The organism is Pseudomonas sp. HD6422 (assembly GCF_025377065.1).
Taxonomy (GTDB): Bacteria; Pseudomonadota; Gammaproteobacteria; order Pseudomonadales; family Pseudomonadaceae; genus Aquipseudomonas; species Aquipseudomonas putida_U.
Window position 1 is genome coordinate 92,923 of record NZ_JAHWIW010000008.1, and the last position, 18,165, is coordinate 111,087.

Below are 18,165 nucleotides of genomic sequence, written 5' to 3' on the forward strand. Positions count from 1 at the left end.
GTCAATCCTGTCCCGTCACGCGCAACAGTTCCTCGACACTGGTCTGCCCTTGGCAGACACGCTCAACGCCGTGCTGGAACAGGCTGGAAGTCATGGGCCGGATCATCTCGCGCATCTGCGCCTGGGCGGCGCGACCATGAATGGCTTGAGCCAGGGACGGCGTGACAACCACCAGCTCGTGCAGCGCCACACGTCCTCTGTAACCCATCTGGCAATGCTCGCAACCGGCGGCCCGGTAAAGATGCGTGGGCAGATCATCGGGGTTGCCCAGGGCTCGGGCCATGGCGGCGTCCACCGCACAGGCGACCTTGCAGTGCGGGCACAGCCTACGCACCAGGCGTTGGGCCATGACCCCAGCGAGCGACGAGGCGAGCAGGCAGGTATCGATCCCCATGTCCGCCAACCGGGTGATGGCGCCCAAGGCATCGTTGGTGTGCAGGGTCGACAGCACCAGGTGGCCGGTCAGCGACGCCTGCACGGCGATGTCGGCGGTTTCCCGGTCACGGATCTCGCCGACCATCACCACGTCCGGGTCCTGCCGCAGAATCGCCCGCAGGCCACGGGCAAAGGTCATCTCGACCTTGGTATTGACCTGGGTCTGCCCGATGCCGGGCAAGTGGTATTCGATCGGATCCTCGACGGTGAGGATGTTGCGCGACTCCTGGTTGAGCACCGAAAGCGCGGTGTAGAGGGTCGTGGTCTTGCCGGAGCCGGTCGGGCCGGTGACCAGGAAGATGCCATGGGGCCTGTCCAGCAGGCCCAGGAAGCTGTCGCGCACCGACGGTTGCATCTGCATGTGATCGACATCCAGGCGCACAGCGCGTTTGTCCAGCAGACGCAGCACCACCCGCTCGCCATGTGCGGCGGGCAGCGTCGAGACCCGCACATCGACTTCATGACCCGCCAGCCGCAGACTGATCCGACCATCCTGAGGCACGCGTTTTTCCGCAATGTCCAGGCGCGCCATGACCTTGATTCTCGAGACCAGCAAAGCCGCGACCGCCCGGGGTGGCGTGAGCACTTCACGCATGATGCCGTCGATGCGCATCCGAACCCGTAGCTGTTGCTCGAATGTCTCGAGATGAATATCCGAAGCCTGCGCCCTGACGGCCTCACTGAGCAGGGCGTTGAGCAAGCGGATGATCGGCGCATCGTCCTGCTGGTCGAGCAGGTCGCAGGTCTGCGGCAAGGCCTCGGCCAGGCGGGACAGATCGATGTGTTCGTCCAGGCCCTGGATCAGCGACTGGGCGGCATCCTGGGCCGCGCCATAGCACTGCGTCAGGTGCCGGGCGAACTGCTCGGCATCCACCCAACGCAACGGCCAGTCAGGACCCACCACCCGCAGGGCCTCGGAAAGCGCCTCCAGCGTGGCATCCTCGCGCATCAGCAGTGCTGGCTGCGCAGCCTGCTGGTCGAGGAGGATCCCGTGGCGACGGGCAAAGCTGAAGGGCAGCACGGGACTCACTGGGCGGACTCCTCGCCCACCGGCATGCGCCGCGTTTCGAACAGCGAGTGTGGATCTTCGGAGAGGCGCGCCGGATCAGAAGCATGCACTTCATCGTATGCACGGCGTCCTGACTCGATCAGTTCTGCCTGGCTGCGAAGAATGGTGGGCCGCAAGAACACCATGAGGTTGGTTTTTTCCTGGGTGTCCCGGGTCCAGCGGAACAGACCTCCGATCAGCGGCAACCGCCCGAGCAGCGGCACTGCGCGCTGCTCCTGACGCACACTGTCCTTGAGCAGGCCGCCAATCACGATGATTTCGCCATCCTCCGCCAGGATCGTGCTCTTGAGCGTGCGCTTACTGGTGACCAGGTCCCCTTCGAGCGTGCTCGGCGCCAGTTCGGAGCTTTCCTGCTCCACTTCCAAACGCAGGCTCCGGCCCTCGTTGATGTGCGGGCGGACTTTGAGGCTGATGCCGATGTCCTTGCGTTCGACGGTGGTGAACGGGTTATCCGCACCACTGCCTGAGGTGGTGTACGAGCCGGTCTTGAACGGCACGTTCTGACCCACCAGGATCTGCGCTTCCTGGTTGTCGAGGGTCAGCAGGCTGGGTGTGGAGAGCAGGTTGCTGCGGCTGTTGCTGGCCAACGCCGAGACCAGCACGCCGAAGCGGTCCGAACCCAGTGCCAGCGCTGCGCCGCTGGGTAACACCTTGTCATCGCCCAGCAGGTCGCCCCAGGCGGCGCCACTGTCGGGGAAGGTGATTCCCCCCTTCAGGCTGCCGGTATTGATCCCCCACTGCAGGCCCAGGGCTTCATTGATGTCGCCACTGACCTCGACGATCGCCGCGTGGATCAACACCTGCGCACGGGGCTGGTCCAACTGCTCGATGATCTTGACTACGTTGCCGAGCATGCGCGGCTCTCCGAGCAGTACCAGGGCATTCTGGCTGACATCGGCTTTCACCATGGTACCTGCCGTGAGCGACTGGCCCAGAGCCTGCGGGTCGCTCTTGCCTGCCAAACGCTTGCCCACCTCGCCGAGAACCTCGGCCAACTGCTCGGCATTGCCATGCTGAAGCCGGACGACGCGCCAGTTCTGCGAACTGATCGGCGCCGGTACATCCAGGTCACGGATCAGTTGGGCCAGACGCTTGCGCGATGTGGACGGACCAAGCACCAGCAGACGATTGCCGCGCGGGTCGGATAGCACACGCAAACCGCTGTCCGGGGCCGCGGTCAATTGCTCGACCACGGGCAACAGGTCAGTCGCCTGGGTGGCGCGCAGGGTCACCAACTCATAATCCTGCCGTTGCCCGCTGTCCAGTTGCGCCACCAGGCTTTGCAGGCGGTCCAGGTTCGCCGCCGAGTCAGTCACGACCAGGGCGTTGGCCGAGTTGGAAGGACCTATGTAGCCATTGCTCGACACCAGCGGCCGGAGCAGGCCGGCCAGATCGGATGCCGTGCTGCCGGAAAGTTCGAACACGCGCGTGCCGAAGGCAGCAGGAATGCTTTCGACCTGCTGGTTGGCCCAGGCCTTGGCCTCGCTGGCCGGCACGATCAGCAAGCGATCGCCGTCGTTCACCGCCGCAAAGCCTTGTGCACTGAGCACCGAATAGAACAAGCGGCGAACCCCCTCGCGATCGTGGGGCTCATTGGAATGGACAGTGATGCGGCCCTGCACACGCGGATCGAGCACGATCGTCTGGTCGAGGATCATCCCGACTTCGCGCACCACGTCGCGCACATCGGCATCACTCATTGCCAACTGCCACGTTGGCTGATCGGGCTGATCTGCGAGTACCAGCGAGCAGCCGATGCTCAGACACGCGCCCAGAGAAGCCGCTCGCAGGTAACGTTGGAATTTCATTGCACCTCCCGCAACAAGCGGGGTGGATCGGCAGCAGCAGGACCTGGGTCACGTGCGCCACCAGATGGATAGATGTGGTTGGTTCGGCCCTCGGACAGCGTCACTCTGCGCTCGCCACTGCCATCCCAGAGCGTCATGGAACGGACATCGATGTGGCGCACCACATGGCCACCCGGCAAGCGGTCGCCCACCTGGTAGAAACGCTCATCCTGGCCGCTGGCCACCAGCACACGGGCGGTGCCGCGACTGGAGATGAAACTTGCCTTGAGTACCAGCCCTGCCGGACTGGCGGCCTGGGCACCAGGCTCGTGGTAGCCGAAGGCCAACGCCAGGGTTGCCGTGGGCAATGATGGGTATGTCGGTGCTGCGGGCCGAACTGCTCCTTGCTCGACGGCCACGGCAACGGTGGGCCGCGTCGTTTCACGTGCGATCAGAAAGACGAGCGTCACGAGCGGAACAGCCAACCACGACAACACCGATAACGACTTCATTGATCAGGACAACATCTGGCGAGGCACTTATCGGACCTTTCTCAACGCTTGATCCAAGCGTCCTGCCAGTTGCTGCCTACACCCGGCTCGTACTGGTTGGCATTTTCCGAGTAGATCTTGCACCAACCCTCATACGGGAATGGCTTGCACTCGAAGACTTCGCCGGTCTTGGGTTGCAGAACGGTCACACCAGCGGCATAGCTCGCCAACGACTGCGGGAATTCGAAGTCGTATTGGTCGCCGCCTGCGGCCTTGAGCTGCACAGGGCGTTCTTCCTGCAGCAGGATGCGGCCGGTCTTGTTGACGCCGACGACTTTCAGCAGGTGCTCGCCTTCGCTGCTGGTGGCCTGCAGCTTGATCGGGCTGGAGGTGGCATTCACCGCCTGACGAGCGAAGCCGACCTGCTGGTTGGCGCTGTCGAACAGACGCGAAGTCACTTGCAGATCACGGTTGGTCATTACCGTGAAGTCCACGCTGGTCTTGCCATCCGTCAGGGTGTAGTCGGGCTTCAGGTCATGCAGGTGCATGTAGCTGTCATCGACCGGCTTGCCTTTGAAGTCCAACTGATAGCTGGTGATACCCGACTCCGCTTTGGCGAAAATCGTATTGCTGCCCTGCACCGGCTTGATTTCGCCGTCGCTATCGATCTGGCCTGCGCGCACCAGGGGCAGGGTTTCGTTGATACGCTTGGCGAGTTTGTACGACCAGTTCGGGGCAAGGCCCTCGTCGGCGTTGTCGATGCTGATACTGGCGCTCAGTTCTGGGCTTTCGACACCTTCCACGAACGCGCGAGCCTTGACCCTGTCGCCCACTTGCAGGTCACGCTGCGGGTTGATGCTGCCGACTCGGGGCCACTCAGGCGCCGGGCCACCGTCGACCTGAATGTCCACGTCCATGACGTTGTAGAATGCGGCGGCGGTATCGTCGATGGTCCAGACGCCCAGAATGATGTGCTGTCCGGACTTGTCGGCAGGCAGCGTGCACTGGTGTTTTTCCAAGGCTGGACCGTGAGACTCCTGCCCCTCGCCACGGGCTGGCTTGCCGTGACCGTCGACGGTGCAGAAAGGTGCCGTTTCGAACGCTTCTCGCGCCAAAGGCGCATTGGGGTTCCAACCGCTCTTGGTGATGAAATATTCCCACCGGGTCGTCCGGTGCCCCGTGGTGTAGTACCAGTCGAAGGCCACCTCCCGCTGCGTCAGAGGAGTGAGATGCCAGCGGTTGGCCGACTGTTCATCTAACGGTGAGAAGTCTGCACGCACTCCACCACTGGCGATCTTGCCGTCTGCAGGACCCTGTGCCGGAAAGCCTTTCGGGGCCTCGCCGACAGAGAACTCCTCATACATCGCCTGGCCACAGCCGGTGTTCAAACCCAGCCGACAGGCGGAGGCACGCGAAGGTGGCTCACTCGCATAGCCATGCGCGTTGGCCAGCTGAGCGTGCATGCCCGCGCTAGCAACCGCCAGCCACACACCGCTGGTGATGATTCCTCGTAGATTGTTTTTCTGACTCATATCGCACCCCGAACTGCTTGGGACTATGTCGGGAGGGCCCGACGGGAGTGCGCGAGTCTAGAAAGTTGTCGTAAGTCGATATGTAGGATTAAACCTGTAAGAACTGTGGACTTTCAGTTCATGAGCTCCATGATGGGGACGTCCACGTCCCGGCTCATGAGGTGCTTTTCCACCGCACCGATCAGCTTGGGCTGACCGGGTCGGCGATCAACTCACTGATGGTACTGCGCCGACAACTCGTGCACGGCGTTGATGAACGCGCCGGCATGTTCCGGATCGACTTCCGGGGTGATGCCATGGCCCAGGTTGAATACATGGCCGCTGCCATTGCCATAGCTGGCCAGAATACGCGCCACTTCCTTGCGGATGGCCTCGGGTTTGGCGTAGAGCACGGTCGGGTCCATGTTGCCCTGCAACGCCACCTTGTCGCCAACGCGACGGCGGGCATCGCCGATATCGCAGGTCCAGTCCAGGCCCAAGGCATCGGCGCCGGCCTCAGCGATGCTTTCCAGCCACAGCCCGCCATTCTTGGTGAACAGGATTACCGGTACCTTGCGCCCCTCGTGCTCGCGGATCAGGCCGCTGACGATCTTGCGCATGTAGGCCAGGGAGAATTCCTGATAGGCCGCTGCCGACAGGTTGCCGCCCCAGGTGTCGAAGATCTGCACAGCCTGGGCGCCGGCCAGGATCTGCCCGTTGAGGTAGCTGGTGACCGATTGGGCCAGCTTGTCCAGCAGCAGGTGCAGGGCCTCTGGGTTGTCGTAGGCCATGGCCTTGGTCTTGCGGAAGTCCTTGGAGGAGCCGCCTTCGACCATGTAGGTGGCCAGGGTCCAAGGGCTGCCGGAGAAACCGATCAAAGGCACTCGGCCATTGAGCTCGCGGCGGATGGTGCTGACCGCATCCATGACGTAGCCGAGGTCTTTCTGCGGATCGGGGATCGGCAGCGCCTCGATATCGGCCGGGGTGGTGATGACCTTCTTGAAACGCGGGCCTTCGCCGGTCTCGAAATACAGGCCCAAGCCCATGGCATCAGGGATGGTGAGAATGTCCGAGAAGAGGATCGCGGCATCCAGCGGATAACGGTCCAGCGGCTGCAGGGTGACCTCGCAGGCGAACTGCGGGTTCATGCACAGGCTCATGAAGTCGCCAGCCTTGGCACGGCTCGCGCGGTACTCAGGAAGGTAGCGGCCAGCCTGGCGCATCATCCACACCGGGGTGACGTCTACGGGTTGCTTGAGCAGTGCACGCAGGAAACGATCGTTCTTCAGGGCAGTCATGTCGGCATCCGGAAAAATAGTGCCGGCATTTTCTCAGACGCCAGCGCAAAAGGCACGGACGAGGCCATGCGATTTGTCTATTAGGTGCCATGGATCAAGCGTTTTTGTATACAAAAGCTCCGCGGGCGGGTCGGGTCGACTCGCCCGCGAATGCGCTGGATCAGACTTCCAGGTAGTCCAGAATGCCTTCGGCGGCGGTACGGCCTTCGAAGATCGCCGTCACTACCAGGTCCGAACCGCGGACCATGTCGCCACCGGCGAAGATCTTCGGGTTGCTGGTCTGGTGCTTGAACTTGCCTTTCTCCGGTGCCACCACACGGCCCTGGCTGTCCAGCTGGATACCATGCTGCTCGAACCACGGCGCAGGGCTCGGACGGAAGCCGAAGGCGATCACCACGGCATCGGCCGGCAGGATCTCTTCGGAGCCTGGGATCGGCTCGGGGCTGCGGCGGCCACGGGCATCGGGCTCGCCGAGACGGGTCTCGACCACCTTGACGCCTTCGACCTTGTCTTCGCCGACGATGGCGATAGGCTGACGGTTGTAGAGGAACTTCACGCCTTCTTCCTTGGCGTTCTTCACTTCTTTGCGCGAACCCGGCATGTTGGCTTCGTCACGGCGATAGGCGCAGGTCACCGATTTGGCACCCTGGCGGATCGAAGTGCGGTTGCAGTCCATCGCGGTGTCGCCACCACCCAGCACCACGACTTTCTTGCCCTGCATGTCGACGAAGTCTTCAGGGGACTTCTCGAAACCCAGGTTGCGGTTGACGTTGGCGATCAGGAAATCCAGTGCATCGTGCACGCCTGGCAGGTCCTCGCCCGGGAATCCGCCCTTCATATAGGTGTAGGTGCCCATGCCCATGAACACTGCGTCGTACTCGGCGAGCAGTTGCTCCATGGTGATGTCCTTGCCCACCTCGGTGTTCAGCCGGAACTCGATGCCCATTCCGGTGAAGACTTCGCGACGATTGCTCAGCACGGTCTTTTCCAGCTTGAACTCAGGAATACCGAAGGTCAGCAGGCCGCCGATTTCCGGATTCTTGTCGAACACCACCGGGGTCACCCCGGCGCGCACCAGCACGTCGGCACAGCCCAAGCCAGCCGGACCGGCACCGATGATGGCAACGCGTTTGCCGGTCGGTTTGACCTTGGACATGTCCGGACGCCAGCCCATGGCGAAGGCGGTATCGGTGATGTATTTCTCGACGGAACCGATGGTTACCGCGCCGAAGCCGTCGTTCAGGGTGCAGGCACCCTCGCACAGGCGGTCCTGCGGGCACACGCGGCCGCACACTTCCGGCAGGGTGTTGGTCTGGTGGGAAAGCTCCGCCGCCGCCAGGATGTTGCCCTCGGAAACCAGCTTCAGCCAGTTGGGGATGAAGTTATGGACCGGGCACTTCCACTCGCAATACGGGTTGCCGCAGCCCAGGCAGCGGTGCGCCTGTTCGACGGACTGTTGGGGCTTGAAAGGTTCGTAGATTTCCACGAACTCTTTCTTGCGCTGACGCAGCAGCTTCTTCTTCGGGTCCTTACGACCCACTTCGATGAACTGGAAGTCGTTGTTCAGACGTTCAGCCATTTTTCAAAACCTCTTTACAGCAGCTGCAAGCTACACGCTGCAAGCCGCAAGACGATCACTTAAGCCGGGCGAACCGCATGCTGCCTTCACTTGCAGCTTGCAGCTCGCCACTTGCAGCTTTATTTACTGCGGGTTGGCACGGGTGCTGGACAACAGTTGCTTGAGGTTGGCTGCCTTCGGCTTGACCAGCCAGAAGCGCCGCACATAGTCGTCCAGGTTCTCCGAGAGCTCACGCCCCCACTCGCTGCCGGTTTCTTCGACGTATTCGCCCAGGACACGCGCCAGGTGGCTGCGGTAGGCCTCCATCGCTTCACCACTGATACGCTGGATTTCCACCAGCTCGTGGTTGAGCTTGTCGACGAAGGTATTGTCCATGTCGAGCACGTAGGCGAAGCCGCCAGTCATGCCAGAACCGAAGTTGTAACCGGTCTTGCCCAGTACGCAGACAAAGCCGCCGGTCATGTATTCACAGCAGTGATCGCCAGTACCCTCGACAACAGCGTGGGCGCCGGAGTTACGCACAGCGAAGCGCTCGCCCGCAGTGCCGGCGGCGAACAGCTTGCCGCCAGTGGCACCGTACAGGCAGGTGTTACCCACGATGGCGCTGTGCTGGGTTTCGAACGGGCTACCGGCCGGCGGCACGATGGTCAACTTGCCACCGGTCATGCCTTTGCCGACGTAGTCGTTGGCATCGCCTTCCAGGTGCAGGTTCAGGCCACCGGCGTTCCACACGCCGAAGCTCTGGCCAGCCGTGCCTTTGAAGCGGAAGGTGATCGGCGCTGCGGCCATGCCCTGGTTGCCGTGCAGCTTGGCGATTTCGCCAGAGATGCGCGCACCGATGGAGCGGTCGCAGTTGCAGATGTCGAGGCTGAACTCGCCACCGGCCTGGTCGCGGATCGCTGGCAGGGCCATCTCGACCATCTTCTCGGCCAATTCGCCCTTGTCGAACGGCGGGTTCTTCTCCACTTCGCAGAACTGTGGCTTGTCGGCCGGGATGTGCGAGCTGCCCAGCAACGGCGTCAGGTCGAGGTGCTGTTGGCGCTCGGTGTCGCCTGGCAGCACGTCGAGCAGGTCGGTACGGCCGATCAGTTCACCCAGGCTACGCACACCCAGCTTGGCCAGCCACTCGCGGGTTTCTTCAGCGACGAAGGTGAAGAAGTTGATCACCATGTCGACGGTGCCGATGTAGTGATCTTTGCGCAGCTTGTCGTTCTGGGTAGCCACGCCGGTGGCGCAGTTGTTCAGGTGGCAGATACGCAGGTACTTGCAGCCCAGGGCGATCATCGGCGCGGTGCCGAAGCCGAAGCTTTCGGCGCCGAGGATGGCTGCCTTGATGACGTCCAGGCCGGTCTTCAGACCGCCGTCGGTCTGCACCCGCACCTTGCCGCGCAGGTCGTTGCCGCGCAGGGTCTGGTGGGTTTCAGCCAGGCCCAGCTCCCATGGCGCGCCGGCGTACTTGATCGAGGTCAGAGGCGAAGCGCCGGTGCCGCCGTCGTAGCCGGAAATGGTGATCAGGTCGGCATAGGCCTTGGCCACGCCGGCAGCGATGGTGCCGACACCGGCTTCTGCCACCAGCTTGACCGACACCAGCGCTTGCGGATTGACCTGCTTGAGGTCGTAGATCAGCTGCGCCAGGTCCTCGATCGAGTAGATGTCGTGGTGCGGCGGTGGCGAGATCAGGGTCACGCCCGGCACTGCATAGCGCAGCTTGGCGATCAGACCGTTGACCTTGCCGCCAGGCAGCTGGCCGCCTTCGCCGGGCTTGGCGCCCTGGGCCACCTTGATCTGCAGCACTTCGGCATTGACCAGGTATTCCGGGGTGACGCCGAAGCGACCGGTGGCCACCTGCTTGATCTTCGAGCTGCGAATGGTGCCGTAACGCGACGGGTCTTCACCGCCCTCACCGGAGTTCGAACGCGCACCCAGGCGGTTCATGGCTTCGGCCAGCGCCTCGTGGGCCTCTGGCGAAAGCGCGCCGAGCGAGATACCAGCGGAGTCGAAGCGCTGCAGAATCGCTTCCAGCGGTTCGACCTGATCCAGCGGCAATGGCTGATCAGCGACCTTGACCTTCAGCAGGTCACGGATCATCGACACAGGGCGCTGGTCCACCAGCGTGGTGTATTCCTTGAACTTGGCGTAGTCGCCTTGCTGCACGGCAGCTTGCAGGGTGTTGACCACGTCCGGGTTGTAGGCGTGGTATTCGCCACCGTGGACGAACTTCAGCAGGCCGCCTTGCTGGATCGGCTTGCGCGCACTCCAGGCTTCTGCGGCGAGCAGCTTCTGGTCGCTTTCCAGGTCGACGAACCGCGCTCCCTTGAGACGGCTGGACACGCCCTTGAAGCTCAGGCCAACCACTTCCTCGGCCAGACCCACGGCTTCGAACAGCTGGGCGCCACGGTACGAGGCGATGGTGGAGATACCCATCTTCGACAGGATCTTCAGCAGGCCTTTGGAGATGCCCTTGCGGTAGTACTTGAACACCTCGTCCAGGTCGCCGAGGACTTCACCGGTGCGGATCAGATCGGCGAGCACTTCGTAGGCCAGGTAGGGATACACGGCCGAGGCGCCGAAGCCCAGCAGCACGGCGAAGTGGTGGGGGTCGCGAGCGGTGGCGGTTTCGACCAGGATGTTGCTGTCGCAACGCAGACCCTTTTCGGTCAGACGGTGGTGCACGGCACCGACGGCGAGCGAAGCGTGAACCGGCAGCTTGCCCGGGGCGATGTTGCGGTCGCTCAGCACCAACTGGGTCTTGCCCGCGCGAACCGCTTCCTCGGCCTGATCGGCGATGTTGCGGATGGCAGCTTCCAGGCCGACGCTTTCCTCGTAGTTGAGGTCGATCAGCTGACGCTCGAAACCTTCACGCTCCAGGCTCATGAGGGAACGCCACTTGGCCGGCGAGATCACTGGCGAGCTGAGGATAACCCGCGAGGCATGCTCTGGGGATTCCTGGAAGATGTTGCGTTCGGCACCGAGGCAGATTTCCAGCGACATGACGATCGCTTCGCGCAGTGGGTCGATCGGCGGGTTGGTCACCTGAGCGAACTGCTGGCGGAAGAAGTCGTACGGCGAACGCACGCGCTGGGACAGCACGGCCATCGGCGTATCGTCACCCATCGAACCGACCGCTTCCTGGCCTTGCTCGCCGAGCGGACGCAGTACTTGGTCACGCTCTTCGAAGGTGACCTGGAACATCTTCATGTACTGCTTGAGCTGGTCGCTGTCGTAGCTGGCCACGCCCTGGTCGTCGGTCAAGGTCGCCTGGATGCGCAAGGCATGCTGACGCAGCCAACGCTTGTATGGGTGGCGGGACTTGAGACGGTTATCGATGGCATCGGTATCGAGGATCTGGCCGGTCTCGGTGTCCACGGCGAAGATCTGGCCCGGACCTACGCGGCCCTTGGCCAGAACGTCCTCGGGCTTGTAGTCCCAGACGCCGATTTCCGAAGCCAGGGTGATGTAGCCGTTCTTGGTGGTCACCCAGCGCGCAGGACGCAGGCCATTGCGGTCGAGCAGGCAGACCGCGTGGCGGCCTTCGGTCATGACGATACCGGCCGGGCCATCCCACGGTTCCATGTGCATGGAATTGTATTCGTAGAAGGCACGCAGGTCGGCGTCCATGGTCTCGACGTTCTGCCAGGCTGGCGGCACCAGCATGCGCACGCCACGGAACAGGTCGATGCCACCGGTGACCATCAGTTCGAGCATGTTGTCCATGCTCGAGGAGTCCGAGCCCACGCGGTTGACCAGCGGGCCGAGCTCTTCGAGGTCAGGGATCAGGTCATTGGAGAACTTGGTGCGACGGGCCATGGCCCAGTTGCGGTTACCGGTGATGGTGTTGATCTCGCCGTTGTGGGCGAGGAAGCGGAACGGCTGAGCCAGCGGCCATTTCGGCAGGGTGTTGGTGGAGAAGCGCTGGTGGAACACACAGATCGCGGTCTGCAGGCGCTCGTCGCCCAGGTCCGGGAAGAATGCGGCGAGGTCCGCCGGCATCATCAGGCCTTTGTAGATGATGGTCTTGTGCGAGAAGCTGCAGATGTAGTGGTCGGCGTCATGGGCGTTGGCCACGGACGAACGACGACGGGCGCTGAACAGCTTGATGGCGAATTCCTGGTCGCTCAGGCCTTCACCGCCGATGAACACCTGTTCGATCTGCGGCAGGCGCTCCAGGGCCAGGCGCCCGAGCACGCTGGTGTCGATCGGCACCTTGCGCCAGCCGACCAGCTTCAGACCGGCATTGATGATCTCGCGATCCATGTTGGCGCGGGCAGCTTCGGCTTTGACCGGGTCCTGGTTGAAGAACACCATGCCGACGGCGTACTGCTTTGGCAGTTCGACGGCGAAGTGTTCCTGGGCCACGGCACGCAGGAACTGATCGGGCTTCTGCATGAGCAGACCGCAACCGTCACCGGTCTTGCCGTCAGCGTTGATGCCACCGCGGTGGGTCATGCAGGTCAGCGCCTGCATGGCGGTTTGCAGAAGGTGGTGGCTCGGTTCACCCGTCATATGGGCGATCAGGCCAAAACCACAGTTGTCCTTGAATTCTTCGGGATGGTACAGACCTGTTTTCATAGACACTTTCTCACCAGGTTCACCTCTCAACGGAGGCAAATCTCTTTTTAGTACAACCACTTACCATCCACGCCGATCAAATGCCAGCTTTTTTGCGGTGGCCATGGAAAACCATTGTTGCACAGCGACAGTGACGCTCACAAATTTTCATGTCTCACCATTGAAAATTCATGTCGCATTTTTGAATGTTTTACGCCATACGCCGTGATAGCGGATTGGCTCGAGTCTGAAGCGTTTCAGCCATGACTGCAAGTTGGGCTTGTGGCCGGCAGTCTGGGACAGAAAAGCCTGCCGCGCTCAGGCGCAGCAGGCTAGACGGGTATCAGTGGTCGCTCAGCAACTGGGCAGCGGGGTGGTGCCGCCCGGCAGGTATCAGCGGGCCGCAGCCAGCTCTTGTTGGACGCTGGCGACGGTACGTGGCCAAGGTTTACCAGCCTGAACCTTCGCTGGCAAGTTCTTGATCGCCGCAACCGCGGCATCACGGTTGGCAAAACTACCATAAGTGACGACGTAGAGTGGCTTGCCCTGGAGGTTTTTCTTGAAGTAGCGATAGTCGCCACCTTGCGCCTTGACGAAGGCCTGGGCCGAGGCCTCGGAGCTGGTGCCGAAGATCTGAACGACGTAGTTGCCGGGCTTCTGGCCGCTGTACCAGCCGCTGTTGCCACTGCCGCCAGCAGCAGGTTTGGTCGCTGGTTTGGCAGTGGCGACCTGAGTTGGCTGCGAAGCCGGTTTGGCAGGTGCAACCGACTTGGCGGGCTGGGTAGCGACAGGCTTCTGGGCAGGCGCAACCGGCTGGACCGGCGTTGGCGCAGGACCTGCAGCGACGCCTTCAGGCGGCGCAGTGGTGGTCACAGTCGGCGGATTGGACGGCTGCAGCTCGGTGGTGCCGGCGGGGCTCCCCTCCTCTCCATCCCCCATGCCTGCGGCCTGGGCAAGCGGCTCGCGCATCACCGGCTGGGACTGACCGACCAACGGCAATGGCATGGGCTGAGAGTTGCCGGAGAACTCGATGGCGGGGCCGCCATTGTTGGATTGCGCGGCATTAGGCTGGCCATCGCCCAATGGCAACTGCGCTTGCGCGACCGGCGCTTCGGCGGGCGCCTTGTCGCCTTTCTTGGGCATGAGCACGGCAGCCGCCACGGCGACCACTACGACTGCAGACAGGGCGAGCACGTGTTTTTTAGGCATTTTGAACCCCATGGATGGTCGCTTGGCCGTGGAACGGGTAGCGATCATGGCTTCGATCAAAGTATCGCGGGCGACCTGATTGATGTTGCCAGGCCATCCGTCGGACTGTTCATGGATATCGACGATCTGCTCACGACTGAAGACCTCGATGCCGCGCCCCGCGCCCTCAAGACGTTGCTCGAGGTATTCACGGGTCTCGTCCTCGCTGTAGGGCGCCAGCTCGATGACATGGAAGCGCTCTTCATCGGTGTGGATCGCCTCAAGGGAAGCGATCAGGGACGGCTCGCCGAACAGGAACACGTGGGGGTGCCCTTCCGGTACGCCCGCCGCCAGTTCCAGCAACGCTTGGAGTGCCGACTCGCCGAGTTGTTCCGCATCGTCCACCAACAGATAGACTTCCTGCCCGGTCAGCGCCAGTTGTACCACCTGGGACAGGATCGCCTGCATCTCCGGTTGGGCTACGCCCAGCGACTGGGCCACTTGACCAAGCACGCTGGCAGCATCGCCGGCACTGCGGGCCGAGATCACCACGCTCTGCACCGACTGCTTGTTGGTGCTGGCCACCAGGGCCTGGCGTAGCAGCGTCTTGCCGCTGCCCACCGGACCGCTGACCACCAGCATCAGCTGGCTGTAGCGTGCCAGGTGGTGCAGCTGGCCGAGCACCGGCTTGCGCTGGGCAGGGAAGAACTTGAAGCCGGGCACACGCGGCGCGAACGGATCGTGGCTCAGCTGGTAGTGCTCGAGAAACGCCTCATCGGCATGCAAACTGGTCATTGCGCTGTCACAACCTCAAAGCTGGGCCACGATCGTACGGTAATCCGCCGCCAGCGTGGCCTGAAGAATCTCTTTCGGATAGTCGTCGGTCACCACCGCTTCGCCCATCTGGCGCAACAGCACCAGGCGTAAACGGCCATCGATCACCTTCTTGTCGACCGCCATATGCTCCATGAAGTGCGCCGGGGTCATTTCCTGGGGAGGCACCACCGGCAACCCGGCATCACGCAACAAGCGGATCCCGCGATCGCGTGCCGCCTGGTCGATCCAGCCCAGGCGCATGGACATCTCCAGGGCCATGACCGTGCCTGCTGCCACGGCTTCGCCATGCAGCCAGACGCCATAGCCCATGTGGGTCTCGATGGCGTGACCAAAGGTGTGGCCCAGGTTCAGCGTGGCACGCACGCCGGACTCCCGCTCGTCGGCGCCCACCACCGCAGCCTTGGCCGCGCAGGAGCGACGGATGGCCTCGGTCAGCGCAACCGGCTCCAGTGCACGCAACGCAGCCATGTTGTCCTCGAGCCAACCGAGGAACGGCGCGTCGCAGATCAGGCCGTATTTGATCACCTCGGCAAGGCCGGCGGAAAGTTCACGCACAGGTAGGGTCTTGAGGCTCGTGGTGTCGATCAGCACCGCATTGGGCTGGTAGAACGCACCGACCATGTTCTTGCCCAACGGATGGTTGATACCGGTCTTGCCGCCCACCGACGAGTCGACCTGAGACAGCAGGGTCGTCGGCACCTGGATGAAGTCGACGCCACGCTGATAGCAGGCCGCGGCGAAACCGGCCATGTCACCGACCACGCCGCCGCCGAGCGCGACGACGGTAGTGCGACGGTCATGCCGCGCCGTCAGCAGACCGTCGAAGATCAATTGCAGGGTTTCCCAGTTCTTGTAGGCCTCGCCGTCGGGCAGGACCACCGGCAGGACCGAATAGCCCCCCAGGGTCTTGCTCAACCGCTCGAGGTAAAGTGGGGCAACGGTTTCATTGGAGACGATGGCGACCTGCCGCCCGGCAATGTGCGGGGCCAGCAATTCGGGCTGGTCCAGCAGGCCTTCGCCAATGTAGATCGGGTAGCTGCGCTCGCCCAGGTCGACCTTTAGTGTCTGCATGTATCCCCACAATGTACTTGGGCGCGGCGCCAATGGTGGGAGCCACGCGTTGAACCTCGCCTCGGCGTGGTCGCCGAGAATAGTCCCGGCTTACCGGGGCGGCAACTGCTGCAAACGCTCGAGAATATCGAGCACTACCATGCGCGGCGGCCGTTCGTCGGTTTCCACCACCAGATCGGCGATTTCCCTGTAGAGCGGGTCACGAGCCTCGAGCAGGGCACGCAGGGTGGCTTCCGGATTGGCGGTGCGCAGCAACGGGCGATTGCGGTCGCGCGCGGTGCGCCCGACCTGCTGCTCCACCGAGGCATGCAGATAGATCACCCGACCGCCGGCATGCAGGGCACGACGATTGGCTTCGCGCATGACCGCGCCGCCGCCGGTGGCGACGACCACGCCATCGAGCTCGCACAGCTCGGCGATCATGGCCTGCTCTCGGTCACGGAAGCCCGGTTCGCCTTCCTTGTCGAAAATCCACGGGATATTGGCGCCGGTTCGCAGTTCGATTTCCTTGTCGGAATCCTTGAACAGCAGGCGCAGCTCTTTGGCCAACAGGCGCCCGATGGTGCTCTTACCGGCACCCATGGGCCCTACAAGTATCAAATTTCGCACAGAATCAACGACTCACAGCAATCGCCTGGTCACTCATGATACGCGGAGTCAGGAAGACCAGCAGCTCGGATTTTTTCTCTTGTAATGCATCGCGTCGAAATAGCCGCCCAACATACGGCAGATCGCCGAGAAATGGCACCTTGTCGACCACTTTGTTTTGCGTGGTCGAGTACACACCGCCGATCACGATGGTTTCGCCATCGGCCACGCGGACCTTGGCATTGACTTCGTTCTTGCGGATCGGCGGAACGTCGTTCAAGGCATTGACGTAATCAGGCTCGTCCTTGGTCACCCGCACCGCCATGATGACCTTGCCATCCGGGGTGATCTGCGGGGTGACTTCCAGCGACAGCGAAGCTTCGCGAAACGACACCGAAGTGGCGCCGCTCTTGCTGGTTTCCTGGTAGGGCACCTCTGTGCCCTTGAGAATCCGTGCGGTTTCCTTATCGGCGGTAACCACCTTGGGCTGGGAGATGATCTCGCCATTACCGCTCTTTTCCATGGCACTGAGTTCGAGGTCCAGCAACAGGCCGCCCCGCAACAGGCCCAGACCAAGGCCAGCTGCGGGCCGTTCGACGCCAAGGTCGACGAACAGGTCCTTGCCCAGCCGCGCAGACTCGCCATGCAACGCAGTGCCCCAACGCACTCCCAGGCTCTTTTCGTAGTCGACATTGGCCTCGACGATCCGCGCCTCGATCGCCACCTGGCGCACCGGCACGTCCAACTGCGCGACCAGCTGTCGCAATTCCGCCAAGCGCCCGGCCGGCTGGTAGGCCACCAAGGTGTTGGTGCGTGGATCTACGCTCAGGCTGCCACGCCCGGTGAGAATGCCGTCGTCGGCGAGCGTCTCCAGCAGCAGTTCGGCCAACTCACTTGCCTTGGCATGGTGAACCGGCAGCAATTCACGACGCAGGGGCTGCAACGGCGGGTCCGGTTGTCCCAAAGTGGCTTCGCCCGATGGCCAGGCAAGCGCTCCGGCGGGCGCGACCAACAGGACGTTGCCTTCCTTACGACTGCTCAGGCCTTTGCTACGCAGGATCAGGTCAAGCGCGTGGTCCCACGGCACCTCCTGCAAGCGCAGGGTGACACTGCCCTCGACCGCATCGCTCGCCACCAGGTTGATCCCGGCATGGTCGGCTAACACCTGCAACACTGCGCGCACCGGCACATCCTGGACATTCAACGACAACGCTTCACCACGGTAGGCTGTCGCCGAAGCCAGCGGGATCGGCATCACCAGCGCCAACAGCCATTTCCAACTTCTGCCCCACTTCATCCCTGCCTTCTCCATGCCGCCGATGCCCCACGCTCAAGTACACGCTGTGTTCATGCCAGCTCCCGTTTGCGAACAAGCGCTCGCGCACCTCCAGGGTGGTTTCATCGATATTCGCCACCCGCCCCTCGTTACGCCCCAGCACATCCCCCAACTGGACCCGATACACCCGGCCTCCGGCCAGCAGCAAGGCCTGTCGCTCCTCGCCCCGGGCAAGGCTACCGACCATCCTCAGTTGACCCAGTGCGACGCCAGCCAGACCGGCCTCTCCCGGCCCACCGCCGCTGGCGAACAGGTCACCGGCAGGAGCTGCCGGCAAAGGCCGAGCGGGCTCGTCAGCCAGCGATGCGGGCATCACCGGCTCACCCTCGGCGCGGTAGGCATTTACTTGCAAGGTCAAACGTAACAGGCCGTCCTCGGACTCCGTCTGCCGCCACTGGAAGTCGCCAGTTCCCAGTACGCGAACCTG

Annotated in this window: 12 protein-coding genes; all 12 read right to left on the reverse strand. The window is 62.8% G+C overall.

Going from position 1 to position 18,165, the window contains the following annotated elements:
• Position 1: 1 nt before the first annotated feature.
• Positions 2–1,465 (reverse strand): type II secretion system ATPase GspE, encoded by a 1,464-nt coding sequence (gene gspE / locus KY379_RS07685; protein ID WP_133324996.1) that lies wholly within the window; start codon positions 1,463–1,465, stop codon positions 2–4.
• The gene (gene gspD, locus KY379_RS07690; protein WP_133324998.1) at positions 1,462–3,312 is read right to left on the reverse strand and encodes a type II secretion system secretin GspD; all 1,851 of its coding nucleotides are present in this window, start codon (positions 3,310–3,312) and stop codon (positions 1,462–1,464) included. Before gspD ends, gspE begins: the two co-directional genes overlap by 4 nt.
• Positions 3,309–3,659 carry a hypothetical protein gene (locus tag KY379_RS07695; protein WP_196171336.1) on the reverse strand — a complete coding sequence of 117 codons (351 nt, stop codon included), beginning with the start codon at positions 3,657–3,659 and terminating at the stop codon, positions 3,309–3,311. Before KY379_RS07695 ends, gspD begins: the two co-directional genes overlap by 4 nt.
• A gap of 185 nt (positions 3,660–3,844) precedes the next feature.
• Complete coding sequence (gene gbpA, locus KY379_RS07700) at positions 3,845–5,314, reverse strand: N-acetylglucosamine-binding protein GbpA (RefSeq protein WP_261239568.1); 1,470 nt, start codon at positions 5,312–5,314, stop codon at positions 3,845–3,847.
• A 212-nt stretch (positions 5,315–5,526) separates the two neighbouring features.
• Positions 5,527–6,591 (reverse strand): uroporphyrinogen decarboxylase, encoded by a 1,065-nt coding sequence (gene hemE, locus KY379_RS07705; RefSeq protein ID WP_133325002.1) that lies wholly within the window; start codon positions 6,589–6,591, stop codon positions 5,527–5,529.
• Between the two features lie 160 nt (positions 6,592–6,751).
• The gene (locus KY379_RS07710) at positions 6,752–8,170 is read right to left on the reverse strand and encodes an FAD-dependent oxidoreductase (RefSeq protein WP_133325004.1); all 1,419 of its coding nucleotides are present in this window, start codon (positions 8,168–8,170) and stop codon (positions 6,752–6,754) included.
• A 123-nt stretch (positions 8,171–8,293) separates the two neighbouring features.
• Positions 8,294–12,739: a glutamate synthase large subunit gene (gene gltB, locus KY379_RS07715; RefSeq protein ID WP_133325006.1), complete on the reverse strand. Its 4,446-nt coding sequence runs from the start codon at positions 12,737–12,739 to the stop codon at positions 8,294–8,296.
• 372 nt (positions 12,740–13,111) lie between these two features.
• Positions 13,112–14,701 (reverse strand): SPOR domain-containing protein, encoded by a 1,590-nt coding sequence (locus KY379_RS07720; protein WP_133325008.1) that lies wholly within the window; start codon positions 14,699–14,701, stop codon positions 13,112–13,114.
• Between the two features lie 15 nt (positions 14,702–14,716).
• Positions 14,717–15,814: a 3-dehydroquinate synthase gene (aroB, locus tag KY379_RS07725; protein WP_261239569.1), complete on the reverse strand. Its 1,098-nt coding sequence runs from the start codon at positions 15,812–15,814 to the stop codon at positions 14,717–14,719.
• A 90-nt stretch (positions 15,815–15,904) separates the two neighbouring features.
• Complete coding sequence (gene aroK / locus KY379_RS07730) at positions 15,905–16,423, reverse strand: shikimate kinase AroK (protein WP_133325012.1); 519 nt, start codon at positions 16,421–16,423, stop codon at positions 15,905–15,907.
• Between the two features lie 4 nt (positions 16,424–16,427).
• On the reverse strand, positions 16,428–17,699 hold the full coding sequence (locus tag KY379_RS07735) for a type IV pilus secretin PilQ (protein WP_261239570.1): 1,272 nt from the start codon (positions 17,697–17,699) through the stop codon (positions 16,428–16,430).
• Complete coding sequence (locus KY379_RS07740) at positions 17,617–18,096, reverse strand: pilus assembly protein PilP (RefSeq protein WP_261239571.1); 480 nt, start codon at positions 18,094–18,096, stop codon at positions 17,617–17,619. The genes KY379_RS07735 and KY379_RS07740 overlap by 83 nt, the downstream gene beginning before the upstream one ends.
• Between the last annotated feature and the right edge of the window lie 69 nt (positions 18,097–18,165).